The sequence below is a fragment of the Lactococcus sp. LG606 genome, from assembly GCF_017309645.1.
GTDB classification, from domain to species: Bacteria; Bacillota; Bacilli; order Lactobacillales; family Streptococcaceae; genus Lactococcus; species Lactococcus petauri.
Genome location: NZ_CP071301.1, coordinates 1,894,445 through 1,920,222 on the forward strand (window position 1 = coordinate 1,894,445; position 25,778 = coordinate 1,920,222).

At 38.9% G+C, this 25,778-nt stretch carries 35 protein-coding genes and 1 tRNA gene; 32 read left to right on the forward strand and 4 right to left on the reverse strand.

Going from position 1 to position 25,778, the window contains the following annotated elements; translation table 11 throughout:
- The 20 genes from rplP (at position 1) to J0J35_RS09470 (ending at position 13,602) form a co-directional block, all read left to right on the forward strand.
- Positions 1 to 417: a 50S ribosomal protein L16 gene (gene rplP / locus J0J35_RS09375; protein ID WP_003133745.1), complete on the forward strand. Its 417-nt coding sequence runs from the start codon at positions 1 to 3 to the stop codon at positions 415 to 417.
- The gene (gene rpmC, locus J0J35_RS09380) at positions 414 to 623 is read left to right on the forward strand and encodes a 50S ribosomal protein L29 (protein ID WP_003133747.1); all 210 of its coding nucleotides are present in this window, start codon (positions 414 to 416) and stop codon (positions 621 to 623) included. Before rplP ends, rpmC begins: the two co-directional genes overlap by 4 nt.
- An 18-nt stretch (positions 624 to 641) precedes the next feature.
- Entirely contained in the window at positions 642 to 902 is a 261-nt protein-coding gene (gene rpsQ / locus J0J35_RS09385; RefSeq protein WP_003133748.1) for a 30S ribosomal protein S17, read from the forward strand.
- Positions 903 to 923: 21 nt separating this feature from the next.
- Complete coding sequence (rplN, locus tag J0J35_RS09390) at positions 924 to 1,292, forward strand: 50S ribosomal protein L14 (RefSeq protein ID WP_003133749.1); 369 nt, start codon at positions 924 to 926, stop codon at positions 1,290 to 1,292.
- Between the two features lie 157 nt (positions 1,293 to 1,449).
- Complete coding sequence (gene rplX, locus J0J35_RS09395; protein WP_003133750.1) at positions 1,450 to 1,755, forward strand: 50S ribosomal protein L24; 306 nt, start codon at positions 1,450 to 1,452, stop codon at positions 1,753 to 1,755.
- A 19-nt stretch (positions 1,756 to 1,774) separates the two neighbouring features.
- The gene (gene rplE, locus J0J35_RS09400) at positions 1,775 to 2,317 is read left to right on the forward strand and encodes a 50S ribosomal protein L5 (protein WP_003133751.1); all 543 of its coding nucleotides are present in this window, start codon (positions 1,775 to 1,777) and stop codon (positions 2,315 to 2,317) included.
- A 19-nt stretch (positions 2,318 to 2,336) separates the two neighbouring features.
- A complete protein-coding gene (locus tag J0J35_RS09405) occupies positions 2,337 to 2,522 on the forward strand; it encodes a type Z 30S ribosomal protein S14 (RefSeq protein ID WP_003129946.1) in 186 nt (61 codons plus the stop codon).
- Positions 2,523 to 2,751: 229 nt separating this feature from the next.
- Positions 2,752 to 4,353, forward strand: a complete 1,602-nt coding sequence (locus tag J0J35_RS09410) for a Na/Pi cotransporter family protein (RefSeq protein ID WP_206916730.1) — start codon at positions 2,752 to 2,754, stop codon at positions 4,351 to 4,353.
- A gap of 350 nt (positions 4,354 to 4,703) precedes the next feature.
- A complete protein-coding gene (locus tag J0J35_RS09415) occupies positions 4,704 to 5,105 on the forward strand; it encodes an ArsC/Spx/MgsR family protein (protein WP_019335992.1) in 402 nt (133 codons plus the stop codon).
- 100 nt (positions 5,106 to 5,205) lie between these two features.
- Entirely contained in the window at positions 5,206 to 6,159 is a 954-nt protein-coding gene (locus tag J0J35_RS09420; protein ID WP_019291434.1) for an L-lactate dehydrogenase, read from the forward strand.
- Positions 6,156 to 7,022 carry a dTDP-4-dehydrorhamnose reductase gene (rfbD, locus tag J0J35_RS09425; RefSeq protein ID WP_206916733.1) on the forward strand — a complete coding sequence of 289 codons (867 nt, stop codon included), beginning with the start codon at positions 6,156 to 6,158 and terminating at the stop codon, positions 7,020 to 7,022. Before J0J35_RS09420 ends, rfbD begins: the two co-directional genes overlap by 4 nt.
- 332 nt (positions 7,023 to 7,354) lie before the next feature.
- Positions 7,355 to 7,753: a 30S ribosomal protein S8 gene (gene rpsH / locus J0J35_RS09430; RefSeq protein ID WP_003133755.1), complete on the forward strand. Its 399-nt coding sequence runs from the start codon at positions 7,355 to 7,357 to the stop codon at positions 7,751 to 7,753.
- An 87-nt stretch (positions 7,754 to 7,840) separates the two neighbouring features.
- Complete coding sequence (gene rplF, locus J0J35_RS09435) at positions 7,841 to 8,377, forward strand: 50S ribosomal protein L6 (RefSeq protein ID WP_019291431.1); 537 nt, start codon at positions 7,841 to 7,843, stop codon at positions 8,375 to 8,377.
- A gap of 142 nt (positions 8,378 to 8,519) precedes the next feature.
- The gene (gene rplR, locus J0J35_RS09440) at positions 8,520 to 8,867 is read left to right on the forward strand and encodes a 50S ribosomal protein L18 (RefSeq protein ID WP_003133759.1); all 348 of its coding nucleotides are present in this window, start codon (positions 8,520 to 8,522) and stop codon (positions 8,865 to 8,867) included.
- A gap of 20 nt (positions 8,868 to 8,887) precedes the next feature.
- A complete protein-coding gene (rpsE, locus tag J0J35_RS09445) occupies positions 8,888 to 9,382 on the forward strand; it encodes a 30S ribosomal protein S5 (RefSeq protein WP_003133760.1) in 495 nt (164 codons plus the stop codon).
- Positions 9,383 to 9,392: 10 nt separating this feature from the next.
- Positions 9,393 to 9,575, forward strand: coding sequence for a 50S ribosomal protein L30 (rpmD, locus tag J0J35_RS09450; protein ID WP_003134512.1), 183 nt, complete (start codon positions 9,393 to 9,395; stop codon positions 9,573 to 9,575).
- A 137-nt stretch (positions 9,576 to 9,712) separates the two neighbouring features.
- Positions 9,713 to 10,762 carry a BMP family protein gene (locus J0J35_RS09455; RefSeq protein WP_003133762.1) on the forward strand — a complete coding sequence of 350 codons (1,050 nt, stop codon included), beginning with the start codon at positions 9,713 to 9,715 and terminating at the stop codon, positions 10,760 to 10,762.
- A gap of 201 nt (positions 10,763 to 10,963) precedes the next feature.
- The gene (gene rplO / locus J0J35_RS09460; RefSeq protein ID WP_003133763.1) at positions 10,964 to 11,416 is read left to right on the forward strand and encodes a 50S ribosomal protein L15; all 453 of its coding nucleotides are present in this window, start codon (positions 10,964 to 10,966) and stop codon (positions 11,414 to 11,416) included.
- Between the two features lie 70 nt (positions 11,417 to 11,486).
- Positions 11,487 to 12,803 carry a preprotein translocase subunit SecY gene (gene secY, locus J0J35_RS09465; RefSeq protein WP_019291430.1) on the forward strand — a complete coding sequence of 439 codons (1,317 nt, stop codon included), beginning with the start codon at positions 11,487 to 11,489 and terminating at the stop codon, positions 12,801 to 12,803.
- Between the two features lie 151 nt (positions 12,804 to 12,954).
- The gene (locus tag J0J35_RS09470) at positions 12,955 to 13,602 is read left to right on the forward strand and encodes an adenylate kinase (protein ID WP_003133767.1); all 648 of its coding nucleotides are present in this window, start codon (positions 12,955 to 12,957) and stop codon (positions 13,600 to 13,602) included.
- 49 nt (positions 13,603 to 13,651) lie between these two features.
- Here J0J35_RS09470 and J0J35_RS09475 read toward each other — a convergent pair whose 3' ends face one another.
- The 3 genes from J0J35_RS09475 to J0J35_RS09485 are packed head-to-tail and all read right to left on the reverse strand — an operon-like array spanning position 13,652 to position 15,641.
- Entirely contained in the window at positions 13,652 to 14,461 is an 810-nt protein-coding gene (locus tag J0J35_RS09475; RefSeq protein WP_019291429.1) for a metal ABC transporter permease, read from the reverse strand.
- The gene (locus J0J35_RS09480) at positions 14,454 to 15,176 is read right to left on the reverse strand and encodes a metal ABC transporter ATP-binding protein (RefSeq protein ID WP_206916736.1); all 723 of its coding nucleotides are present in this window, start codon (positions 15,174 to 15,176) and stop codon (positions 14,454 to 14,456) included. The genes J0J35_RS09475 and J0J35_RS09480 overlap by 8 nt, the downstream gene beginning before the upstream one ends.
- Positions 15,177 to 15,197: 21 nt before the next feature.
- Positions 15,198 to 15,641, reverse strand: a complete 444-nt coding sequence (locus J0J35_RS09485) for a zinc-dependent MarR family transcriptional regulator (protein ID WP_206916753.1) — start codon at positions 15,639 to 15,641, stop codon at positions 15,198 to 15,200.
- Between the two features lie 201 nt (positions 15,642 to 15,842).
- Between J0J35_RS09485 and infA the strand changes: the two genes are divergently transcribed.
- From infA to J0J35_RS09525, 8 genes are all read left to right on the forward strand, one after another.
- A complete protein-coding gene (gene infA, locus J0J35_RS09490) occupies positions 15,843 to 16,061 on the forward strand; it encodes a translation initiation factor IF-1 (RefSeq protein WP_003133772.1) in 219 nt (72 codons plus the stop codon).
- 52 nt (positions 16,062 to 16,113) lie between these two features.
- Positions 16,114 to 16,230, forward strand: coding sequence for a 50S ribosomal protein L36 (gene rpmJ, locus J0J35_RS09495; RefSeq protein ID WP_014024193.1), 117 nt, complete (start codon positions 16,114 to 16,116; stop codon positions 16,228 to 16,230).
- A gap of 17 nt (positions 16,231 to 16,247) precedes the next feature.
- Positions 16,248 to 16,613, forward strand: coding sequence for a 30S ribosomal protein S13 (gene rpsM / locus J0J35_RS09500; protein WP_003133773.1), 366 nt, complete (start codon positions 16,248 to 16,250; stop codon positions 16,611 to 16,613).
- 17 nt (positions 16,614 to 16,630) lie between these two features.
- The gene (gene rpsK, locus J0J35_RS09505; protein ID WP_003133774.1) at positions 16,631 to 17,014 is read left to right on the forward strand and encodes a 30S ribosomal protein S11; all 384 of its coding nucleotides are present in this window, start codon (positions 16,631 to 16,633) and stop codon (positions 17,012 to 17,014) included.
- Between the two features lie 51 nt (positions 17,015 to 17,065).
- Positions 17,066 to 18,004 (forward strand): DNA-directed RNA polymerase subunit alpha, encoded by a 939-nt coding sequence (locus J0J35_RS09510; RefSeq protein WP_003133775.1) that lies wholly within the window; start codon positions 17,066 to 17,068, stop codon positions 18,002 to 18,004.
- Between the two features lie 15 nt (positions 18,005 to 18,019).
- Complete coding sequence (gene rplQ / locus J0J35_RS09515; protein WP_003133776.1) at positions 18,020 to 18,400, forward strand: 50S ribosomal protein L17; 381 nt, start codon at positions 18,020 to 18,022, stop codon at positions 18,398 to 18,400.
- Positions 18,401 to 18,789: 389 nt separating this feature from the next.
- On the forward strand, positions 18,790 to 20,274 hold the full coding sequence (locus J0J35_RS09520; RefSeq protein ID WP_206916764.1) for an S-layer homology domain-containing protein: 1,485 nt from the start codon (positions 18,790 to 18,792) through the stop codon (positions 20,272 to 20,274).
- Positions 20,275 to 20,283: 9 nt separating this feature from the next.
- Complete coding sequence (locus J0J35_RS09525) at positions 20,284 to 20,736, forward strand: hypothetical protein (RefSeq protein WP_019292998.1); 453 nt, start codon at positions 20,284 to 20,286, stop codon at positions 20,734 to 20,736.
- Positions 20,737 to 20,983: 247 nt separating this feature from the next.
- On the opposite strand, the gene J0J35_RS09530 is transcribed toward J0J35_RS09525, so the two are convergent.
- Positions 20,984 to 21,056, reverse strand: a tRNA-Thr gene (locus J0J35_RS09530).
- 188 nt (positions 21,057 to 21,244) lie between these two features.
- On the opposite strand from J0J35_RS09530, the gene radA reads away from it, so the two are divergent.
- The 4 genes from radA to ald all read left to right on the forward strand — a co-directional run bounded on the left by radA (position 21,245) and on the right by ald (position 25,774).
- Complete coding sequence (gene radA / locus J0J35_RS09535) at positions 21,245 to 22,606, forward strand: DNA repair protein RadA (RefSeq protein WP_029345652.1); 1,362 nt, start codon at positions 21,245 to 21,247, stop codon at positions 22,604 to 22,606.
- A 131-nt stretch (positions 22,607 to 22,737) separates the two neighbouring features.
- On the forward strand, positions 22,738 to 23,814 hold the full coding sequence (locus J0J35_RS09540; protein ID WP_019291422.1) for a PIN/TRAM domain-containing protein: 1,077 nt from the start codon (positions 22,738 to 22,740) through the stop codon (positions 23,812 to 23,814).
- Between the two features lie 22 nt (positions 23,815 to 23,836).
- Positions 23,837 to 24,466, forward strand: coding sequence for a pyridoxamine 5'-phosphate oxidase family protein (locus J0J35_RS09545; RefSeq protein ID WP_206916767.1), 630 nt, complete (start codon positions 23,837 to 23,839; stop codon positions 24,464 to 24,466).
- Positions 24,467 to 24,652: 186 nt separating this feature from the next.
- Complete coding sequence (ald, locus tag J0J35_RS09550; protein ID WP_019291420.1) at positions 24,653 to 25,774, forward strand: alanine dehydrogenase; 1,122 nt, start codon at positions 24,653 to 24,655, stop codon at positions 25,772 to 25,774.
- Positions 25,775 to 25,778 lie beyond the last annotated feature (4 nt).

Consider the following 25,778-nt stretch of genomic DNA (forward strand, 5'->3'; position numbering starts at 1 on the left):
ATGTTAGTACCAAAACGTGTAAAACACCGTCGTGAATTCCGCGGTAAAATGCGTGGCGAAGCTAAAGGCGGTAAAGAAATCGCATTCGGTGAATTTGGTCTTCAAGCGACTACTTCTCACTGGATCACTAACCGTCAAATCGAAGCAGCCCGTATTGCTATGACTCGTTACATGAAACGTAACGGTCAAGTTTGGATTAAAATCTTCCCTCATAAATCTTACACAGCCAAAGCTATTGGTGTGCGTATGGGTTCAGGGAAAGGTGCTCCTGAAGGTTGGGTATCACCAGTTAAACGTGGTAAAATCATGTTTGAAATTGCTGGTGTAAGTGAAGAAGTAGCACGTGAAGCTTTGCGTCTTGCATCTCACAAACTTCCAGTCAAGACTAAATTTGTAAAACGAGGTGACGCAGAATGAAATTGAACGAAACAAAATCACTTCTCAAGGATCTCCGCGCTTTGTCAATCGACGAATTGGCTACACGCGAAGCTGAATTGAAAAAAGAATTGTTTGAACTTCGTTTCCAAGCTGCAGCTGGTCGTCTCGAAAACACAGCGAAACTTGACGAAGTGAAGAAAACAATTGCACGTGTTAAAACTGTGCAACGCGAATTGACTAAATAGATCGGGAGAAATACATAAATGGAACGTAATCAACGTAAAGTTTATCAAGGCCGCGTGGTTTCAGACAAAATGGATAAAACTATCACAGTTGTCGTAGAAACTAAACGTAACCACCCAGTCTATGGTAAACGCATTAACTACTCTAAAAAATACAAAGCTCATGACGAAAACAATACTGCCAAAACTGGTGATATCGTACGTATCATGGAAACTCGTCCTCTTTCAAAAGACAAACGTTTCCGCTTGATCGAAATCGTTGAAGAAGCTGTAATTATCTAAGCTAACTAGGAGGAAAAAAGCATGATTCAAACAGAAAGCCGTTTGAAAGTTGCAGATAACTCTGGTGCCAAAGAAATCTTGACTATCCGTGTACTCGGTGGTTCAAGCCGTAAATTCGCTGGTATTGGTGATGTTATCGTAGCTACAGTAAAATCAGCTGCCCCTGGTGGAGCTGTTAAAAAAGGTGAAGTTGTTAAAGCTGTTATCGTTCGTACTAAATCTGGTGCTAAACGTCCTGATGGATCTTACATCAAATTTGACGAAAATGCAGCAGTTATTATCCGTGACGATAAAACACCTAAAGGAACACGTATCTTTGGCCCAGTAGCTCGTGAACTTCGCGAAGCTGGTTACATGAAGATTGTTTCTTTGGCACCTGAGGTTCTCTAATATTTAGAGGATGTCGAAATAGCGGGAGAGTATCCCGCTATTGATGTCAAAATCAACAAAAGGAATTTTATTCCACATTTATAAATCCACTTCTATCATAGATAGAAATAGTCCCCTACATGTAGGGTGCCCAGAGGGCGTAAGAAAGGAATATCAAATGTTTGTAAAAACTGGAGATACTGTAAAAGTTATCGCAGGTAAAGACCGCGGTACAACAGGTAAAGTGATTAAAGCTTTGCCAAAAATGAACAAAGTCATCGTTGAAGGTGTTGCTATCATGAAGAAACACCAAAAACCAGACGCTGTTAATCCAAACGGCGCTATCCTTGAAATCGAAGCACCTATCCACGTTTCTAACGTACAAGTGCTCGACAAAAACGGTGTAGCTGGTCGTGTTGGTTATAAAGAAGTTGACGGCAAAAAAGTTCGTTTCAACAAAAAATCAGGCGAAGTCCTAGACTAAGACGGGAAGGAGAAAGAATATGACTAATCGTTTAAAAGAAAAATACTCTAACGAAGTAGTACCAGCATTGACTGAAAAATTCGGTTACACTTCAATTATGGCAGTGCCAAAAGTTGAAAAAATCGTGCTTAACATGGGTGTTGGGGATGCAGTAAGCAACTCTAAAAACCTTGACAAAGCCGTTGCTGAATTGGCTTTGATCTCTGGTCAAAAACCGTTGATTACTAAAGCTAAAAAATCAATCGCGGCTTTCCGTCTTCGTGAAGGTCAAGCTATCGGTGCGAAAGTAACTCTTCGTGGCGAACGCATGTACGAATTTTTGGATAAACTCGTAACTGTTTCTCTTCCACGTGTACGTGACTTCCACGGTGTATCAAACAAAGCGTTTGATGGACGCGGAAACTACACACTTGGTGTGAAAGAACAATTGATCTTCCCAGAAATCTCATACGATGATGTTGATAAAGTACGTGGTTTGGATGTTGTTATCGTAACAACTGCGAACACTGACGAAGAATCACATGAATTGCTTGCTAAACTTGGCATGCCGTTTGCTAAATAATAGGATAGGAGAATAACTAATGGCTAAGAAATCTATGGTTGTTAAAAACCAACGCCCTGCAAAATTCTCAACGCAAGCCTACACTCGTTGCGAACGCTGCGGACGCCCACATTCAGTTTACCGCAAATTTAAACTTTGCCGTATCTGTCTTCGTGAGTTGGCTTACAAAGGTCAACTTCCAGGCGTTAAGAAAGCATCTTGGTAATTTGAAATTGATATAAAAAGGGCATTTCAGAAGTTTAGCTTATTGCCCATGCAATCTCCACGGGGGATTGTGGTTCTAACAGAAAAAAACACTTTCTCATTTGAGGAAGTTTTTTTGTTTTCAAAAACATTTTTGTTACAATATTATTTCTTAATGAAATTAAAATAAGATATACTTAAATATAAGTGAAAAATAAATAAAAACATGAATGCAATCTGGAGATTTTGTGATGACCATCTACGACATTTTTTTCTTATTAGGCGGTTTGGGCCTTTTCTTATACGGTATGAGCTTGATGAGTGATGGTTTAAGCTTGATTGCCGGTTCTCAACTGAAAAAGATCTTACAGCGTTTGACACGTAATAAATGGTTCGGCGCTTTTTTAGGTTTTATCATCACCGCGGTCATTCAGAGTTCTACAGCGACAACAGTTATGGTTTTAGGATTTATTGATTCGTCATTGATGAATTTGAGCCAGGCTGCAGGAATTATTATGGGGGCCAATGCTGGAACGACCATAACAGGCATTTTATTTACATTTAATATTCAAGACATTGTTCCCTTTGTCATTTTTATAGGCACGATTGCCACGCTGTTTATGAAACGTAAGGCTTTCAATCACATGGGAATGATCTTGCTAGGGTTTGGACTCTTATTTTTAGGGCTAAATCTGATGAGTGTATCCATGGTTCCTTTAAGAGAAGCACCTCTCATGGCGGAACTGTTTACTCATACGCAAATGCCTCTTGTAGGTTTATTGGTTGGTTTTGCTGTTACTGCTTTAATTCAAAGTTCAACTGCTTCAGTAGGTATTTTGCTGACGATGGTTGCCGCTGGTATTGTGGTGGATTTACATCAAGCTATATTTATTCTGTATGGGTTTAATGTGGGGACTGTTGTGACCACTCTTCTTGCATCAATCCGTGGAAATAAAATAGCCAAGCAGGCTGCGATGGTCCATGTCTGGTTTAATATTATTGGAGCGCTCATCTTCACAGCTTTGACTATTTTACCTTTCGGCTTTGTCAGCCTCATTCAGAATACTTCTGAAAGTATTGCCCTGCAACTAGTTTATGCTCATATTATTTTTAATGTTGCAACACTTTTTATTTTGTTACCCCTTTCGAAATTTATTATTCAGTTGGCGGAAAAGTGTGTTAAAAATGCACCAGATGATACAGCGCACCTGAAACTAAAATTTATTGATCGAAGGTTACTCCGCACACCAGAGATTGAAGTTGAGCAGATCCTTAAAGAAATTCAAAGAACATTTGAACTTGTGCAAGAGGATTTTACCGAAGGAATGAATATTCAACGTGGAGAAAAAAATAGCACGAGTCTTATGAATGAAACTTTGATTAACTACTTGGTACAGGAGGTTAATCGGGCACTTGTCAATCTTAATACAGTTGAGTTAAAGGATAAATATGCTATTTCTGTCGGAAGGGCATATAAAACTATAAATTATTTGGCCCAGATTGAGGCATATACCAAAGATATCGTATTGACACTGAATGTTTACGATTACTCGGAGGAGGAAGAGGACAAGGAAAAAAATGAATTGGCCATTAAGCTAGTCATGGAGTCTATCGTACCATTAATAGAGAGGATGCTAGATCAAGTTTTTACATTCCTTAAAGATAAACAACATCAGGAAGAAGAAACAATACTGGATGAGATTAAAAAGTTAGAGCGAGAAATTCTTAATCTTACTCAAGTCAATAGAGATTTACTACGATCAGACTTTGAAGATATTCGAATTCTTAACAATTTACGAAAAATAAGTACAGATATCCTCCATATCGCAGAAGTATTGAATTATAAAGTGTAAAAAAAGCAGTACGAAAAGTACTGCTTTAAAATCAAGTTTTTAACAGATTGAAAAGAGAATTGTAATTGTTTTTTGTCATAAATTTTTTGAGTAAAGGGCCTCTAAGGACCAAAGAACTTTTCAAGGTGTCTTCAACATGATTGAGTGATTAACTACGGTCTTAGTATACTATAAAGTTAAGGATAGGTAAAATGAATCTTTTTGATAGTTATAATTATATATATTAATTAATTATTTGAAGTTTTGATTACATTTAATAATTCTTTGTATTAAATAGATTTATTTTACAAATTAAAAAGAAAGCTCTACAATGTTTATAGAAAAAGCACAGACATTATAAAGGAGAAAAAATGATTACTATCTACTATCGCAACTCTTGTTTATCCAGTAGAAAGGCGATAAATTGGCTGAATGAACATCATATTCCTTATCGAAAATGTACGATAGATTGTGTGAGCTGTGAAGACTTGTCATATATGCTTCGACTAACTGAAAATGGTATTGATGAAATTGTGAAGTCGACGAAGCGTTGCACAGAGGATTTGCACCGAAAAATTCTTCAGATCCAACAGATGCATTTTAATGAGGCAGTCGTTTATCTCAGCGAAAATGTTGAGGTGTTACAGACACCTTTGATTGTTGATCATAATAAATTTTTAGTGGGCTATCATTCTGAAAACATTCGGCAGTTTGCTCCACGCTATTATCGGATGAGCAGTATTTTTCTACATCAGTATAAACGCCAAATTTAATTAAATAAATTAATATCTATCATTAAATTAATTCATTTTACAAATGTCTAATTATGGCTTAATATAGAGATAGAGAAATAATACAGAAGGAAGTGTAAATATGCAAGTAACAAATAGAAAAGTAGTCGTTGTTGGAACAGGATTTGTCGGAACAAGCATTGCTTATTCGATGATTAATCAAGGAATTGTTAATGACCTTGTGCTGATTGATGTGAATCAGGAAAAAGCTGAGGGCGAAGCTTTGGACCTCCTTGACGGAATTGCTTGGGGACAAGAAAATGTAAATGTCAAATCTGGCGGTTATGAAGAATGTAAAGATGCAAACGTAGTTGTCATTACAGCAGGGATTAATCAAAAACCAGGGCAAACACGGTTAGAACTTGTAGATACAAATGCTAAAATAATGAAATCTATTGTGGATGAGGTAATGAAGTCTGGTTTTGATGGCGTCTTTGTTATTGCCTCTAACCCTGTAGATGTTCTGACTTACTGTGCCTGGAAAGCCTCAGGTCTACCAGCTTCTAGGGTTGTAGGAACGGGAACAACCTTAGATACGACACGTTTTCGTAAAGAACTCGCGACAAAACTTGAGATGGATCCTCGAAGTATCCACGGTTATATTATTGGTGAACATGGGGATTCAGAAGTTGCGGTATGGTCGCATACGACGGTTGGTGGTAAACCAATTCTTGAATTTATCGTGCAAAACAATCGCTTAGAAGTTGGCGATTTACAAACTTTATCAGACAAGGTGAAAAATGCCGCTTATGAAATTATTGACCGTAAAAAAGCGACTTATTATGGTATCGGAATGAGCACGGCTAGGATAGTAAAAGCCATTCTAAATAATGAACAAGCAGTTCTTCCTGTTTCATCATACCTAGAAGGTCAATATGGTGAAGAAGGTATCTTCACTGGTGTTCCATCCGTCGTAAATCAAACTGGCGTAAGAGAAATTATCGAATTAAATATTGATGCATACGAACGTAAAGCTTTTAAAAACTCCGTTAAACAGTTGCGTGAAGTGATTCAGTCACTAGAAAGTCAAGAATGAATCTGATTATAGGAAAAAATGGTTTGTTGGGGCGGGAACTTTGCTTACGGTTTGATAGAGAAAAAATTCCTTATCTGGCTACGGGGTCACACGAGCTAGATATCACCGATAAAGTTGCAGTCGATGCGTATTTTTCTCGTCATAAACCACAAATTATTTATCTTTGTGCAGGCTATACTGCAGTCGAAAAAGCAGAACAAGAAGAGCGACATTTAGCCGAGCAGGTCAATGCTGTCGGTACCGAAAATATTGCACAGGCAGCTGAGAATGTGGGGGCATTATTACTTTATGTCTCTACTGACTATGTCTTCAGCGGCAACTTAGAGCTTGGGAAAGAATGGGAAGTAGACGATGTTCCACACCCACAAACCCACTATGGTTATACAAAACTATTGGGTGAAAATGCTGTGCAGAAAAATACTACCAAACATTATATTATTCGTACAAGCTGGCTTTTTGGATGCTACGGTAATAATTTTGTCTCCACTATGAAAAATAAAGCCAAGAATAAAGATGATCAAGTAATTATGGTGGTCAATGATCAATTTGGTTGCCCAACTTGGACTAGAACATTAGCTGATTTTATGATTTACTTGGTACAGCATAAACCAAAATATGGTATTTATCATCTGTCCAACGCAAAAGTTGAAACCGAAAATATTTCTTGGTTTAAATTTGCAAAATATATTTTGCACCAAGAAGAAGTCAAGCTTTTACCCCTTGCTACAGTAGAGCTTGCATCAAATGTGAAACGCCCTTACAATTCCACATTGAGTATAAAGAAAACAGAAGCTATTGGTTTTTCAGTGCCAACCTGGCAAGAAGCTTTAAATACTATGCAGAGGTTAGAAAATGGAGAATAGATGATGGAAATTCTTATTATTTTGATCTTATTAAGTTTCCTTGTCTTTAAAATATTTTCTTTTTCCAAAACCTCGGTTCTTCAGGAAAAAACGGAAGAGAAAGAAGAATAACTCTTTAATCGAGATATCTTTATTAATGAGAAAACACAGCTATATTTTAGAAGCTGTGTTTTTTATCTTTCAAAAATTAAATGGAGGAAGAAACACCCGAGCCTATTGACACGAGAGAAATAATTTGATAAACTATATAAGTTCGGTCTTTTTAAAAAGACCTCATTAATTTGAAAGTGGGATTGAACAAACCCAAACTACAAATAAGGAGAAATTACATTATGGTAATGACAGACCCAATTGCAGACTTCCTCACACGTATCCGTAACGGAAACATGCGTCGTTTCGAAGTTGTTGAAGCACCTGCTTCAAAAATCAAACGTGAAATCGCAGAAATCCTCAAAGCTGAAGGTTATGTGAAAGACGTTGAGTACGTTGAAGATAACAAACAAGGTGTTATCCGTGTATTCTTGAAATACGGAAAAAACAACGAAAAAGTTATCACTAACTTGAAACGTATCTCTAAACCAGGTCTCCGTGTTTACGTTAAATCTGACGAAGTACCACGCGTACTTAACGGACTTGGTACAGCAATCATCTCAACTTCTGAAGGCGTTGTAACTGACAAAGCTGCACGTTCTAAGAACATCGGTGGTGAAGTTCTTGCTTACATCTGGTAATCCTTTACCCGTAAGCTGAAAGTATTATAATTGTGAAAACAGGTAGTAGAAATACTCTTGATAATTTAACAGAAAAGGTAAAAAAACATGTCACGTATTGGTAATAAAGTCGTTGTTTTGCCAGCTGGTGTAACAGTTGAACAAAATGGCGCAACAGTAACAGTTAAAGGCCCTAAAGGCGAATTGACTCGTACATTTGCAGAAGCAATCACAATGGAAATCAATGGTTCTGAAGTAACATTCAAACGTCCAGATGATTCTAAAGAAATGAAAACTATCCACGGAACAACTCGTGCAAACTTCAACAACATGGTTGTTGGTGTTAGCGAAGGTTTCCGTAAAGAACTCGAAATGATCGGGGTTGGTTACCGTGCACAACTTCAAGGTTCAAAACTTGTATTGGCTGTTGGTAAATCTCACCCAGACGAAATCGAAGCTCCAGCAGGAATCACTTTCGAAGTTCCAGATGCTACACACATCAACGTTTCAGGTTCAGATAAAGAAGTTGTTGGTCAAACAGCTGCTTACATCCGTAGCCGTCGTTCACCAGAACCTTATAAAGGTAAAGGTATTCGTTACGTTGGCGAATTCGTACGTCGTAAAGAAGGTAAAACTGGTAAATAATCTCTTTGAGATTATGATCCGTCATTTGGTGAATGTAAGTTTGCCAAAATTCTGTACAGACAGAAACTTCCCGCTTGCATTTTTTGCAAGAAAATCGATGGCAGAAACTATCGAAATATAAAATATTTAAAGAGGTAGAATTGTGATTTCTAAACCAGATAAAAACAAACTCCGTCAAAAACGCCACATTCGCGTTCGCGGAAAAATCTCAGGTACTGCTGAGACTCCACGTTTGAACGTTTTCCGTTCAAACACAAACATCTATGCACAAGTTATTGATGACGAAGCAGCTGTAACACTTGCATCTGCATCATCACTCAAATTGACTGGTACTAAAACAGAACAAGCTGCTGAAGTTGGTAAACTTGTTGCTGAAGCTGCTAAAGCTAAAGGCATCGAAGCAGTTGTATTTGACCGCGGTGGTTATCTCTATCACGGACGTATCCAAGCACTTGCAGAAGCTGCACGTGAAGCTGGATTGAAATTCTAAGGAAAGGGGTAATCATTAAAATGGCTAGAAACGAAGAAGTTAAAGAATTCGAAGAACGCGTTGTTGGAATCAACCGCGTTACTAAAGTTGTTAAAGGTGGACGTCGTCTCCGCTTTGCTGCACTTGTTGTAGTTGGTGACCGTAACGGTCGCGTAGGTTTCGGTACTGGTAAAGCTCAAGAAGTTCCAGAAGCAATCCGTAAAGCTATCGAAGCAGCTAAGAAAAACATCGTGACAGTTCCTATGGTAGGAACTACTGTACCTCACGAAGTACTTGGTGTATTCGGCGGTGGTAAAATCCTTATCAAACCAGCTGTAGAAGGTTCTGGAGTTGCCGCAGGTGGTGCCGTTCGTGCCGTCCTCGAACTCGCAGGTGTTGCTGACGTAACATCTAAATCATTAGGTTCAAACACAGCAATCAACGTTGTTCGCGCAACAGTTGAAGGTTTGCAACAATTGAAACGCGCTGAAGAAGTTGCGGAACTCCGCGGTAAATCAGTAAGCGATTTGGCATAAGGAGGATATCATGGCTCAAATCAAAATTACATTGGTAAAATCACCAATCGGCCGTATCCCTGCACAACGTAAAACTGTTGTTGCACTTGGCCTTGGTAAACTTGGTTCATCAGTTGTGAAAGAAGACAATGCAGCACTTCGCGGCATGGCTAACTCAATTTCACACTTGGTAACAATTGAAGAAGTTAAATAGTAATTAAAAAAGTTCAGATTATCTGGACTTTTTTTCTGAGGAAATTGTAAAAATTTTCAAGATGTCGAATTAAATAAGTAAAAATGTACATTAAATTTTAAGGTATAATTGTTTTTAAATGTGAAAGGAAGAGAAGAATGAACAAACGAATTTTTGCACTTGCGACAGTAGCACTTGCATCAGTAATTGTACTTGCAGGTTGCGGAGGACGCAATACAGAAAGATCGCAAGGAAAAACAGACCTTAATGCAGCCTTAGTTTTAGGTAATGATGGGGTTGATGATCGCTCATTTAACCAATCAGCTTGGGAAGGTCTTCAAGCTTGGGGTAAAGATAACGGGCTTTCAAAAGGAAAGGGAATTAACTACTTCCAATCTAACTCTCCAGCTGAATTCACTTCAAACTTTAATTCGGCCGTTTCAGGTGGTTATGATCTTGTGTTCAGCATTGGCTTTGTTTTGCACGAAGCAACTTCTCAAGCCGCACAAAACAATCCTGATACAAAATTTGCTGTTATCGATTCGGTCATCGAAGGTAAAGACAATGTGGTCTCTGCAACTTTTGCGGATCAACAGTCAGCTTACCTTGCAGGTGTAGCAGCAGCAAAAACAAGTAAAACAAATCATGTTGGTTTCATCGGTGGGATCAAGTCAGATGTTCTTGCCGCTTTTGAAACAGGCTTTACAGCGGGTGCCAAATCAGTATCACCAGATATCAAAGTTGATGTACAATATGCGCAGTCCTTCACAGATGCCGGCAAAGGTAAAACAATGGCTTCAGCAATGTACGCTAGTGGTGCAGATGTGATTTATCAAGCAGCAGGTAGTGTCGGAACAGGTTTGTTCACAGAAGCTAAGAATTTGAATGAAACAAGAAAAGAAGAAGATAAAGTATGGGTTGTTGGTGTTGACCAGGACCAAGAATATTTAGGTGGGTATACATCAAAAGATGGAAAAAAATCAAACTTTGTCCTTGTTTCAACAGTTAAAGAAGTTGGAAACGCAGTTAAAGATATTGCCAATAGAACAGAAAAAGGGAAATTCCCTGGTGGTGAAAACCTCAAGTATGATCTTTCTAACGGCGGTGTAACACTTGCTCGAGATAATGCTTCAGATGAAGCTTGGAAAGCAGTTGAAGCAGCAAAAGCTGATATTGTTTCAGGAAAAATTGAAGTTCCAGCAAAATAAACTAAAAAAGGGTATGAAAGACATACTCTTTTTTCTGTTTTAAAAAAAGAAAAGACTATGGAATGATTTGCTTTTTCAGAGTAAATTTAGTAAAATGGAAAAGGTTTAAAAGCCAAAAATTAGAAAAGTACAGGCGAGTTGAACTCCATCCTTCCTTAGAGTGGAGCGAGGCGGCAGCATTGTACAAAATAAGGAGAAAACATGAAACTTCATGAAATGAAAGCTGCTGAAGGCAGCCGTAAAGTTCGCAACCGTGTAGGTCGTGGTACTTCATCTGGTAACGGTAAAACATCTGGTCGTGGACAAAAAGGTCAAAAATCACGTTCAGGTGGTGGCGTACGTCCTGGTTTTGAAGGTGGACAAACAGAATTGTTCCGTCGTCTTCCAAAACGCGGATTTACTAACGTAAACCGTAAAGAATACGCAATCGTAAACCTTGACACTTTGAACCGTCTTGGTGATGGTGCTGAAGTTACAGCTGAAACTCTTGTAGCTGCTAAAATCATCAAAGATGTTAAATCTGGTATCAAAGTTCTTGCTAACGGCGAATTGACAGTTAAAAACCTTAAGGTTAACGTTGCTAAAGCATCTTCTGCTGCGAAAGCTGCTATTGAAGCTGCTGGTGGTTCTGTAGAACTTCTTGAAGCAAAATAATTCAATTGGCGGTTGATTTTCAACCGCTTATTTTATAGGGTTAATATTTAAGAAAGTTTAGAGGGAAATTATGTTTTTCAAAACTCTAAAGGAAGCTTTCAAAATAAAAGATGTAAGAGCACGGATTATCTTCACCATCTTTATTCTGTTTGTCTTTCGATTAGGTGCGCATATCACAGTACCGGGGATCAATGTTGAAAACTTGAATGCCCTGAGTGATTTACCGTTCTTGAACATGATGAACTTGGTGTCTGGTAATGCCATGCAAAACTATTCATTGTTTGCTATGGGGGTATCACCTTATATCACAGCATCAATTATCGTTCAACTTTTACAAATGGATATTTTGCCGAAGTTTGTAGAGTGGTCAAAACAAGGGGAAATCGGACGTCGTAAGCTTAATCAAGCGACACGCTATATTACTTTAGTTTTGGCTATGGCTCAATCTATCGGTATCACTGCAGGTTTCCAAGCTATGAGCTCGGCAAATATCGTACAAAATCCTAACTGGCAAACTTACCTAATGATTGGTGTCATTTTGACAACAGGATCAATGGTTGTTACATGGATGGGTGAACAAATCAATGAAAAAGGATTTGGTTCTGGTATTTCTGTTATCATCTTTGCGGGTATTGTTTCAGGTATTCCAAGTGCCATTCACGAAGTTTATACAGAGTGGTTTGTAAATGTTCGTCCGAGTCAAATTCCAATGTCGTGGGTAATGGTCGCTATTCTGGTTGTTGCTTCAGCATTGATTATTTACTTCACAACATTTGTACAACAAGCAGAACGTAAAGTTCCGATTCAATACACTAAGTTGACACAAGGGGCGCCTACAAGTTCATACTTGCCACTTCGTGTTAACCCAGCAGGCGTTATTCCAGTAATCTTTGCAGGTTCTATCACAACTGCTCCAGCAACGATTTTACAGTTCTTACAACGCGCTCAAGGTAACAATGTTGGCTGGCTGAATAGCTTACAATCAGCCCTTTCTTATAATACATGGACTGGGATGTTACTTTATGGCTTATTGATTGTTCTCTTTACCTTCTTCTACTCATTTGTACAAGTTAATCCAGAAAAGATGGCAGAAAATCTGCAAAAACAAGGTTCATATATCCCATCTGTTCGTCCAGGTAAAGGGACTGAAAAATATGTTTCAGGCTTACTTATGCGTCTGGCAACAGTCGGGGCACTTTTCCTTGGCTTTATTTCGATTCTTCCAATCGTTGCCCAAAATATTTGGGGATTGCCAAAAATCGTTGCCTTGGGAGGAACATCGCTCTTGATCTTGATTCAGGTTGCTATTCAAGCTGTTAAACAACTTGAAGGTTATCTCTACAAGAAAAACTACAAAGGATTTATGGATAATCCAATTGAAAGCTAAAAAAATCTTGCTTCGGCAAGGTTTTTCTTTATTTATCGTAAGAAATGCGGTAAAATATTAAGGTATAATTTATATTATGTTGTCTGTAAACTCATAAGCAAGAGTTGCAGCATCTATAGTAAAACTTGTAAGAAGAAAACGGGAGAAAAGAATGAACTTGTTAATCATGGGCTTGCCAGGCGCAGGTAAAGGTACACAGGCAGAATTTATCGTTAAAAATTACGGTGTGAATCACATCTCTACAGGAGATATGTTCCGTGCAGCGATGAAAAATGAAACTGAGATGGGCAAACTTGCTAAATCTTATATCGACAAAGGAGCATTGGTTCCAGATGAAGTAACAAACGGTATCGTCAAAGAACGTTTGGCACAAGATGACATCAAAGCTTCAGGATTCTTGCTTGATGGTTATCCACGTACATTTGACCAAGCAGAAGCTTTGGACAAAATGTTGGTAGAACTTGGCATTAAACTTGATGCAGTCATCAACATCGAAGTAAACCCAGATATCTTGGTCGAACGCTTAAGTGGACGTTATATCTGCCGTACATGTGGCGCAACATATCACAAACTATTCAAACCTACAAAAGTTGAAGGCACATGTGATGTATGTGGAGGACATGACCTTTATCAACGTGCCGATGATGTTCCAGAAACAGTTAAAAATCGCCTAGAAGTAAACATCAAGGAATCAGCACCAATCTTGAAACACTATACAGAACTTGGTTTAGTTAAATCAATCGATGGCGGACAAGCTATGGAGAAAGTAACCGAAGATATTCAAGCTGTTCTTGGCTAAAATAGAACAAAAAAAAACACTGAACATTATTTCAGTGTTTTTTGTTTGTCTATCTTCGGAAAAGACGTTTTAATAAAGAAACAATTAAGAAAAGTGCAACGAAGATTAAGGTAATTGCAGAACTTGCAGGCGCATTGAAGTAATAGGAGATGATCAATCCACTGTTCATACCAATAAAACCAATGATAACTGACCAGATTAGTACGGTCTTGAAGGATTTTCCAATAAGCATAGATACACTAGCGGGTAAAACCATGATTGCAGAAACCAGTAGGGCGCCACAGGCAGGAATCATCAAAGCAATCGCCAAACCAGTTACAATATTAAAAATCATTGACATAGCACGGACGGGAAGACCATCTACTAAAGCTGTATCTTCATCAAAAGTCATCACATAAAGTGGACGGAGAAAGAATATAAAGCCAGCCAGAACAATCAGAGCGATGATGTAAAGCATCACGACTTGCGGAGTAGCGATAGTTACAATTGAACCAAAAAGATATTGGTCAATGCTGATGCTGGTTTTACTCCCTGCCACATTAATAATAAACATGGCTAAAGCAAGTCCAGCGGACATTAAAATCGCAGTTGCGAGCTCAAGATAATTTTTATAGACGGTACGGAGAAATTCCATAAAGATAGCGGCAATAATAACGACAATTAAAGTTGTCCATGTCGGATTTAAACTAAAGAGGACTCCGAAAGCAACGCCTGCTAGAGAAACATGGGAGAGGGTGTCAGAGAGTAGAGACTGACGACGCAGAACAAGGAAAACCCCAAGAAGTGGTGCAAAAAGTGAAATGGCAGTTGTCGCTAGTAAAGCGTTGCGCATAAAGTCATACGAGAGGATTTCAAACATTAGCTTTTACCTCCTGTTTCATTTTTACATTAGGGTTGCCATGGACTTCAAAGCATTCAAATTTTCCGTTTTTGTCTCGGGCAAGGTGGATGTTTCGGTCCATATATTTTTTAACAGAGTCAGGATCGTGTGTAACCATGAGAACACTTTTACCATGCTCATGTGCAGCATGGGCCATGAGCTCATAAAAGGCTTCTGTGGTTACATCGTCCATCCCGACAGTTGGTTCATCCAGAACAAAGACATCAGGGTCAGAAGCAAATGTACGAGCAATGATGATACGTTGCTTTTGTCCACCGGAAAGCTCTCCAATTTTTTTATGACGAAAGTCCCACATGCCTACAGCATTAAGCGCAGCTTCTACGTGTTCTTCGTCATGTGCATTAAGCTTGCGGAACCAACCTTTACGGGGGTAACGTCCAGAACGAACAAATTCATGAACAGTTGAGGGGAAACCCGCATTGAAACTGGAAATTTGTTGCGGGACGTAGGCGATACGTAAACGGCGATTTTGTGTGTCATGGCGTGCAATGATAACTTTACCAGACTTAGGTTTCAAAATACCGAGCGTTATTTTGATTAGCGTTGACTTTGCTGCACCGTTTTCTCCAGTCAATGTTACAAATTCCCCTGGGTTAACCGAGTAACTCACCTCTTCTAAAACAGGATTATTGTCATAATAAAAGCTTACATTTTGAACATCAATATAAGGCATAATTTTTATTTACTTTCTAAACTACTTAAATTTTTCAGCGAGTTGATGAAGAAAGTCTTGGATTACTTTTTGTTCATCTTCTGTATATTTCTGTGTAAGTTGCTGATAACTGTCTAGCGTTGCCTCATGATGTGCAGCGTGTTCACGTGCAATGGGCAATGCTTTTTCTGTTAGATTCCATAAAACAACACGTTCATCGGTCTTACTTTTCGTGGGCGATATAAGTTCTAAATCTTGTAACTTTTTTAAAGCTTTAGTGATGGCAGCCGGAGAAACCGAAAGGGTTTCTGCCATCCGAGCATTGGTTGTTGGTTCTCCATTCAGGAGCATCAGGAGATGTTCTTGAGTAGAAGTTAATTTGATATCACTTTTACACTTTCCAAGAAGAATTTCGTGCTTGTTTTCAGCAAATTGCATGACTTGAGATAAGAATTGATCAATTTGTTTTTCTAAATTTATATGCATAATTCCTCTCCTTTCATTTACTGGTTAATAATAACATGGCTCTCATTAAATGTCAACCGGTTAATATTAAAGCAGAAAGAAAAATAAAGGAAAAAAATAAATAGAGGGCTTGTCATTTGTCAGTCAGTGTGCTATAATATATCAGTCCGACTTTTTAGATACACTTGTATCTTTCGGGGATTTTTAAGGAGGTACTTTTGCTTGGCAAAAGATGATGTTATCGAAATTGAAGGTAAAGTAGTAGATACTATGCCGAATGCGATGTTCACTGTTGAACTTGAAAATGGTCACAAAGTTTTGGCGACGATTTCTGGAAAAATTCGTAAGAATTATATCCGTATCCTGCCTGGCGACCGCGTGCAAGTGGAAATGTCACCATATGATTTGACACGTGGACGCATTACCTACCGTTTTAAATAACCTGGACATTCATTGAGTGCGAAAGCACAGTAACCATAGAAAGGAAGACACAATGAAAGTAAGACCATCAGTTAAACCAATCTGCGAATACTGTAAAGTAATTCGTCGTAACGGTCGTGTTATGGTAATTTGCCCTGTAAATCCAAAACATAAACAACGTCAGGGATAGAAAGGAACTATTAAATTATGGCTCGTTTTGCTGGAGTTGATATTCCAAACGAAAAACGTATCGTTATTTCATTGACATACGTTTACGGTGTTGGACTTCAAACTGCTAAAAAAGTGCTTGCTGCTGCAGGTGTTTCAGAAGATGTACGTACTAAAGATCTTACATCTGATCAAGAAGACGCAATTCGTCGTGAACTTGACGGCTTGAAACTCGAAGGAGATCTTCGTCGTGAAGTAAACCTCAACATCAAACGCTTAATGGAAATTGGTAGCTACCGTGGTATGCGTCACCGTCGTGGACTTCCTACACGTGGACAAAACACAAAAAACAACGCACGTACTCGTAAGGGTCCTGCTAAAGCTATCGCTGGTAAGAAAAAATAATCTAGAAAGGAGTTAAAATGGCAAAAATTACTCGTAAACGTCGTGTGAAAAAGAATATTGAAACTGGTATCGCCCACATTCAATCAACTTTTAACAACACTATCATTATGATTACTGACGTTCATGGTAACGCTCTTGCTTGGTCATCTGCAGGTTCACTTGGTTTCAAAGGTTCTAAAAAATCTACACCATTCGCTGCACAAATGGCATCTGAAGCTGCTGCTAAAGCTGCTCAAGAACAAGGGTTGAAAACAGTATCTGTTACAGTTAAAGGTCCTGGTTCAGGTCGTGAATCTGCAATCCGTGCACTCGCGGCTGCTGGTCTTAACGTAACTTCTATTAGTGATGTGACTCCTGTACCTCACAATGGTGCACGTCCTCCAAAACGTCGTCGTGTATAATCGTTAGTGAGTTGCAAAATCACTTTACTTTTCTTTTAGAGGAGACTATACATGATTGAGTTTGAAAAACCAAAAATTATTAAATTTGACGAAACAGAATTTTACGGTAAGTTTGTAGTAGAACCACTTGAACGTGGTTATGGTACAACTTTGGGTAATTCTTTGCGTCGCGTTCTCTTGTCTTCATTGCCTGGGTCTGCTGTTACTTCAATCCAAATTGAAGGTGTTCAACACGAATTCGCAACAATCCCTGGTGTACGTGAAGATGTGGTCCAAATCATCCTTGCTATTAAAGGACTTGCGATCAAATCTTACGTTGAAAATGAAAAACAAATTGAGCTTGACGTTACTGGACCTATGACAGTAACCGCAGGTGACATTTTGACAGATAGTGATATCGAAATTGTCAATAAAGACCATTATCTTTTCTCTATCGCAGAAGGTCATTCTATGCGTGCTGTGATGACAGTAAACAAAGGTTACGGATACGTTCCTGCTGACGAAAACAAAGTCGAAGGCGCACCTATCGGTACAATTGCTGTGGACTCAATTTACACACCAGTTAGCAAAGTTAACTATCAAGTAGAACCAGCTCGTGTAGGTGGTGATGCATCTTACGATAAGTTGACTTTGGAAATCACTACAAACGGCACAATCGTTGCTGATGATGCTTTGTCTCTCTCTGCGAAGATTTTGACAGATCACTTGAACTTGTTTGTTGACTTGTCAGAAACAGCTTCAGAATCTGAAACTCTCGTGGCTAAAGAAGAAGTTAAAACAGAACGTGTCCTCGATAAAATTATCGAAGAAATGGACTTCTCAGTTCGTGCTTACAATGGTTTGAAACGCGCTGGAATCAATACCGTAGCTGATATTGTGGAAATGAGTGAAGCTGACATGATTAAAGTCAAAAACCTCGGTCACAAATCAGTAGAAGAAGTCAAGGTTAAATTGACTGACTTGGGCTTGGAGCTCAAAAAACGAAAATAATACAGGAGGAAAAAAATGGGTTACCGTAAACTTGGACGCACATCTTCACAACGTAAAGCTATGCTTCGTGATTTGACAACTGATCTTATCATCAACGAAACTATCGTTACAACTGAAGCTCGTGCTAAAGAAATCCGTAAAACAGTTGAAAAGATGATCACTCTTGGTAAACGTGGTGACTTGCACGCTCGTCGTCAAGCAGCAGCTTACGTTCGTAACGAAATCGCTATTAAAGATTTCAACGAAGAAACTGAAACTTTCCCAACTGCACTTCAAAAATTGTTCGACGATATTGCTAAACGCTACGAAGGCCGTAACGGTGGTTACACTCGTATCTTGAAAGTTGAACCACGTCGTGGTGATGCTGCCCCTATGGCAATCATCGAGCTTGTTTAAGAGAGTTCGGATTTAAATATTATATAAGATTACTTATTGAGTGTTATGATGATGGCGCTGTGTTTGAGTTGACGTAAAAACGTCGAGTAGCACTGCTTAGTCTAGCTCTGTCTACCGAGATATTTATTTCGGTAGTTCACTCAATATGTTTTTTTTTTTTGCTTTTTTATAAAAATATAGGTCTCTTTTCAATAAAGAGGCTTTTTTAAGTGTGGGGATTAAAAGAATATAAAATTCTTTCCTTTGATATGATATAATCAAATCAAGGACTACGAACTTGGGAGAGGATATAGTGTCTGTTGTAGTGTGGAATAATTTTAAAAATAACGAAGACACTTTTTTGTTAAGGACGTATGAATAGGAATTTATGAGAAAAAGGAATAACATTTGTGGAAAAATATAAAAAATTACTCACGCTTAGCGCTCTCGTTTTATCGTCCACACAAGGAATATTGGTAAGTGCCAGTGAGCTTACAGCGACAAATGTGGACAGCAGTGTCCCAATAACGAGCAACGTGCAAGAAGAGGTCGAAGCTTCTAGTAGTTCAGAAGGAAGTTCTGAAAATAGTTCTACTGCTGATAGCTCTCTGGAAGATAGTATTTCTGAAAGTGACCATCAAAGTAATCCCCCTTCAGATAAGGAGACTGAAGAAATCGGGACAGCTCCAGGAAGCACAACTGAAAAACCAGAGAAAAATAACAGTGAGAAGGAAGTGGCCAAGGAGTCGGTTGCCCAAGAGTATTTTTCACGCAAAAATCTCCCCAGAGTTGGTGTTAGTCTTAAACAATTACCCGTAAAAAATTCAGGATCTCCTTTTAGAGATATCTCACAGTCAATGTTCAAAAATAACATCAACTGGATTTATGGTCGTGGTATTACTACAGGTTATACGCCAAGCACCTATAACCCTAATGCAAAAGTAACACGCGGAGAGATGGCTGTTTTTCTACACCGCTTAGCAGGAGCACCAGCATATAAAGCGCCTTTCAATGTTTATACAGACGTTAGTCAGTACAAAAACCAAATCCTTTGGTTGACAGCGACCACAGTATCTAATGGTACAGCCCCTCACTATAATCCTAATGGTAAGGTAACTCGTGGACAAATGGCGGCCTTTCTGCACAGGACGGCAAAAGCATCAGGAAAAGCTCCTGCTTCTGCAAAATATAATCCAAAGTTTTGGGATGTCCAAAATCATATGTTTAAAAATGATATAGGATGGCTAAGTTCAAAAGGGATAACGACAGGATATACAGCGACATCTTTTAAACCAGATGCGGATATCACACGTGGAGAGATGGCCGCATTTCTCTATCGCTTCTATAGTGTTGTAGTAAATAATCAGAAACTTCCGGCAGCACCACAACCTCATGCTAATCAACCAATATATTATTCTCAGCTGGATGCAAGATGGAAGAATAACAGATTGAATGGCTCCAATGTAGGAGTTTCAGGGTGTGTGCCTACAAGCTTGGCTATGATTCTACGGGGAAGCTATGGACAAAATGTTGACCCAGGAATTGTTGCTAAAAAAGCGGATACGATTAGTCACGAAAGCTTTGGACTCTCAGGGAAGGATTTGATCAATACTGCTAAAGCTTATGGACGTAGTGTAGAAGTTATCAGTAATATCAACCGAGCAGAAACTTTGCTCAGAGCAGGATATCCTCTCATATTTTATATTAATGTGGGTATTGGCCATGCCGTTGTCGTTTCCGACTATGACAACACTAATGGTCGAGTAAATATTAACGATCCTTATGGAAAACTATTCTATCCTTCAGGAAAAACAACTTTGCGTGAACTATGGGGACGTCCTAGTCAAGATGCTATGGATTGGAATGCAGGCCGTCCTGTATTTGCGATTAAGTAGGAGGAAACCATGAAAAAAATATCAGTAGTAGCTCTACTCCTTGTCAGTTTACTTGGTTTATCTGGATGTGGAAATCAGCAAACCAATAAACAACCGCAAAAGGATTCCAGTACAGTGGCAGGTAAAAGCAAAGAAAGTACAGTAAAATCTGATACAGCAACATCAAAAAATGATGCAAGTTTAGAGCAGTCTAAGTCAGAAAAAAACCAAGAATCAACAAGTAAGGATAATACCAGTACAGAGGCTTCTAAAGTGTCTCCAGATCCCCAAGCTCCAGAAGCAGACCATACGGTAAGAACTGAATCAGGCAGCACCACGGACTTAGGTCAAGCACGTATTGCACTTTATGAAGCAGGTATTGATTCCCATAGTATGACGGATGATGACATTTTAACTGTCTGGGAACGTTCAAAAGACAAGGAAGAATTTGTAAAAAATGTAAAAGAATATCTCAGACAATAGTGTTGTTTAGAGCTAAAAATAGGCTTTACAGAGCGTTTTAAGAAGTACTTTACAGTAAATACAATAAAAATGGTAGTGCTATTATAACTACCATTTTTATTGTATTGAATTATCATAAGGAAGAGGATTTGAGGGATTGAAAAATTCTTTGAGGAGAAAAGAAAACAGTCAGTGAAGTCTGTCTTTTGATATGTTATAATCAAATAATGGGTAAAATAAAAAGCCTTAAGAGGCTAAAATTTATTCATGCCACTGAATGGAATCGAACCATCGACCTCCACCTTACCATGGTGTTGCTCTACCGACTGAGCTACAGCGGCTATATTTGTGCTTTCGCCCAGTCAGAGAGCAACAGATGAGGATTTGCTCTGCAAACCCTTATCCACCGATTGGAAGCAGTGCTTCCAACTCTACCGACTGAGCTACAGTGGCTTATAGTTAAACCATAATTATTTTAACAAAAATACGAATAAAAGTCTATAAGAATAATAGAAATGAGGGCTTCAAAATAGCTAAAAAAAAATCAACCTTTCTTTGTCAAGAATGTGGCTATAAATCAGTAAAAAAACTCGGACGTTGTCCCAATTGTGGCGCTTGGGGCTCCTTTGTGGAAGAAGTAGAAGTCCAAGAGGTAAAAAATCAGAGAGTAAGTTTGACAGGTGAGCACTCTAAACCCATGAAGTTAGATCAGGTTGAACTTTTTGATACACCGCGCGTGGAAACCGATCTAGATGAGTTTAACCGAGTCCTTGGAGGCGGTGTCGTTCCAGGAAGTCTTGTCCTTATTGGGGGTGATCCAGGGATTGGTAAATCGACTCTACTGCTTCAAGTATCTACACAACTTGCTTCAAGAGGGCGTGTCCTTTATGTGAGTGGGGAGGAGTCAGCTCAACAAATTAAGCTACGTGCTGAGCGTTTGGGCGACATTGATACAGATTTTTATCTTTATGCTGAAACCAATATGCAAAGTATCCGAAATGAAGTGGAACGTCTACAGCCAGATTTTCTTATTGTAGATTCGATTCAAACTATCATGACGCCTGAAATTCAGAGTACCCAGGGTTCAGTTAGTCAAGTGCGTGAGGTGACAGGAGAATTAATGCAATTGGCCAAAACTAACGATATTGCGACTTTTATTGTCGGACATGTCACCAAGGAAGGGCAACTTGCAGGCCCACGTATGTTGGAACATATGGTTGATACCGTCTTGTATTTTGAAGGAGAACGCCAAAATACATTCCGAATTTTACGCGCGGTCAAAAACCGTTTTGGTTCAACAAATGAAATTGGAATTTTCGAAATGCAAGGCAGTGGTTTAGTGGAAGTAACCAACCCGAGTGAAGTCTTTCTGGAAGAACGTCTAGAGGGTTCTACCGGATCTGCTATCGTCTGTGCGTTAGAAGGTACTCGTCCGATATTGGTTGAAATTCAAGCTTTGACAACACCAACCATGTTTGGGAATGCCAAACGTACAACCTCCGGTTTAGACTTTAACCGTGTGAGTTTAATCATGGCAGTACTTGAAAAGCGTGCCGGTTTTCTTTTACAACAGCAAGATGCTTACTTGAAATCTGCAGGTGGGGTCAAGTTGGATGAACCAGCCATCGACTTGGCAGTCGCTGTGGCAATTGCTTCCAGCTATAAGGAAGAGCCAACAGATGCACGTGAATGCTTTATTGGCGAAATTGGCCTAACTGGAGAAATCCGACGTGTCACACGTATGGAGCAACGTCTCAATGAAGCAAGTAAATTAGGTTTCCAAAAAGTATATGCGCCTAAGAATAGCTTAGCAGGTGTAGATATTCCAGAAAATTTGCAAGTGATCGGCGTGACGACTTTATCTGAATGTTTGAAAAAAGTGTTTGGCTAAGAAAAAGCTTTGTGAGTCAAGATGTCATAATCGTAATGGGACAAACAAGTATCTTGTTATGATGTGTGATATAATTGACACAGAGCTTTTTAGTTATAAAAAATTGAGGCTATGTACAGAAAGGAAGTCTTATGCGTCGTTGGATAATTCATGTTCTCATGGGTATTGTGGGTGCTTCTTTAGGCATCACTACTCTCCCTTGGGTTTGGCACCTCTTTAGACAAGAGGGAAATGCTTTTAATCAGGAAATTGTAAATGGGTTAATTGGAGCAATTATTTTTGTTATTTTATCATTCTTTATGTCCAATTTGCTGATGCGAGCATTGAAAAAACTAGATCAAAAAATCACGAGAGTCAATCTTTCAAAAATGGTATTTAATTTTATTGGTGCTATTTTAGGTCTGACCGTAGGTGTGCTTTTAACGATTCCTCTCTCTTTACTCGGGGTACCAGTATTAAGCAACATTATTTCCTTTGTGCTGATCATTGGTCTGCTTTATCTTGGCTATACGGTCTTTGATAAGCGAGGAGATGAAATCTTTAAAATCGTTTTTCGTAAACGTAAAGAAGTCGCTGCAGTGGATAAGCCCGTGGTCAAAGAAGTCGTTACAGCTCAACATGCTATGATTTTGGATACAAGTTCGGTTATTGACGGACGTATTTTGGATGTATTAAAAACAGGTTTTATCAGTGATAAAGTAATTGTACCTAATTTTGTATTACTAGAGCTCCAGCTCATTTCAGATAGTGCTGATCCCTTGAAACGTGCAAAGGGTCGCCGTGGTTTGGATCTCGTAAATTCCTTAAAAGAATTTGACAATGTTGAAATTTCTAATAAAGACTATAAGGACATACGCGAGGTTGACACTAAACTGCTTCGCTATGCTAGCGAAATCGGTGCGAAGTTAGTCACAAATGATTTTAATCTCAACAAAGTAGCGGAGATCCAAGGCGTAATCGTCCTAAACATTAATGATCTTGCAAACGCCGTTAAGACACAACTGGTGGTTGGGGAGCAGATTGAAGTAACAATCATTCGTGAAGGTTCTGAACGTCAGCAAGGTGTAGCCTATCTACCAGATGGTACAATGATTGTCATTGAAGATACGGCCAAAATGATTGATAAAAAAGTGTTGGTTGAGGTTGCAAAAGTTCTGCAAACAAGTGCAGGACGTATGATTTTTGCTGAGCTTGTTCATCCAAAATAGTTAAACAAAAATAAGGAGAAACATGTACTTTAAGCGTTTTTTACAACTTTTTCTTATCTATGTACTAGCAGCACTTGTCCTTGTTGGTATTATTTCAACAAATTTTTTGCAAAATAAAAATCTGACTTTTATCCTAGCTTTACTTATCTCCTATGCAGTACTAACCTTGCCCTTGGTTCTTTTGACCGTGTTGAAAACCAATAAAAAAGCAACGAGTGTTGGTGCTCAAGGTCAAGGAGGTGAAGTACGACGTATATTGGGACTTCTTCCGGGTTACCTTGCTTTGAATTGTTTAACAAAAGATGGGGGATCAGCAACGACGATTATGAGTTTTATCCAATCAGTCCATGAAGAAAATATATTTTACATGGTAGCTGATAAGCATGCCCGTAAAGTACAAAGCATTAAGGAAAATCCTGAGGTCTCTTTCACTACATGGTTTGATAGTTTAGAGAAGGGGGAGCGGTTATCCTCAAATAACGTGTATGCCGAAGTCTTAGAAGAAGCGGCAGCAAAAGAATGTGTTAAACAGGAACCTAATCTACTGAAGGTGCATGAAAATGCGGCAAATATGGCCATTATCAAACTTACGGTTAAATCCTTGGTTCATGAAAACTTTAAAGAAGGTAGCCACATAATAGAATTTAATTGAAGTCTTTTTAGACTTCTTTTTTGTTACACAGATACAAAAAATACGTATAAGTTCATAGTTGCAATAAAACTTTAGAAATGTTATTCTAATTATGAAGGCGGTTACATTTTCGCTTTTGTCGTATTATGGTTTCAAACAAAAAAGGGGAAAAGCCCCGAAGCATATATCTATATGGAGGATAATTTGATGAAAATAGGTGTTCCAACAGAGATCAAAAAACACGAATATCGTGTAGGACTTGCACCAGAATTTGCTGCAGCTTATGTTGCCGCTGGACATGATGTCTATATTCAAAAAGGGGCAGGTGAAGGCTCATCATATTCCGATGAACTTTACACAGCAGTTGGCTGTAATATCTTACCAACTGCCGAGGATATTTATGAAACAGCGGATATGATTATAAAGGTCAAAGAACCGCTTGAGCCAGAATATTCATTGATGCGTGAGGGACAAATATTTTATACCTATTTCCATTTAGCAGCAGATAAAGCATTGACAGAAGCTGTTTTAGATAAGAAAATTGTCGCGATTGCCTATGAAACCATCCGCGACCGTAACGGTGCACTGCCAGCGCTTAAACCCATGTCTGAAATTGCAGGGCGTTTATCAGTCCAAGAAGGTGCGAAATACTTGGAACGTCCTTTTGGAGGACGTGGTGTTCTTCTTGGAGGAGTGACTGGCGTTCTTCCAGCAAATGTTTTGGTACTTGGTGGTGCAGGAGTTGTTGGTCGTAATGCTGTCGCTATGGCTGTTGGGCTTCATGCTAATGTTACTGCAGTCGATGTGAATTTAGATGCCTTAACTGAGCTTGATAAGCTCTATCAAGGGCGTGTAAACACGGTGTACAGCACTGATCATACGGTAAAAGATCTGATTTCTAAAGCAGACTTAGTGATTGGAGCTGCGCTTATCCCTGGTGCAGCTACACCACAGCTTATTCGCCGTGAACATTTACCATTGATGAAAAAAGGTGCAGTTATTGTCGATGTGGCAATTGATCAAGGAGGAACTTGTGAAAGTTCTCATGTGACTTATCATGACAACCCTGTTTTTGAAGAAGAAGGTGTTATCCACTATTGTGTTGGTAATATGCCTGGTGCTGTCCCTGTAACTTCGACAGCAGCTTTAAATAACGCAACTCTCGCAAATGGTTTAGCTATAGCAAACAAAGGTTATAAAGAAGCCTTGAGAGCTAACTCAGGTCTGAAAGAGGGACTAAATGCAGACCATGGTAAGTTGACATGTAAACCTGTTGCTGATTTCTATAATATGGTTTACACAGATATTGATGAAGTTATAAGTAATTAAATAA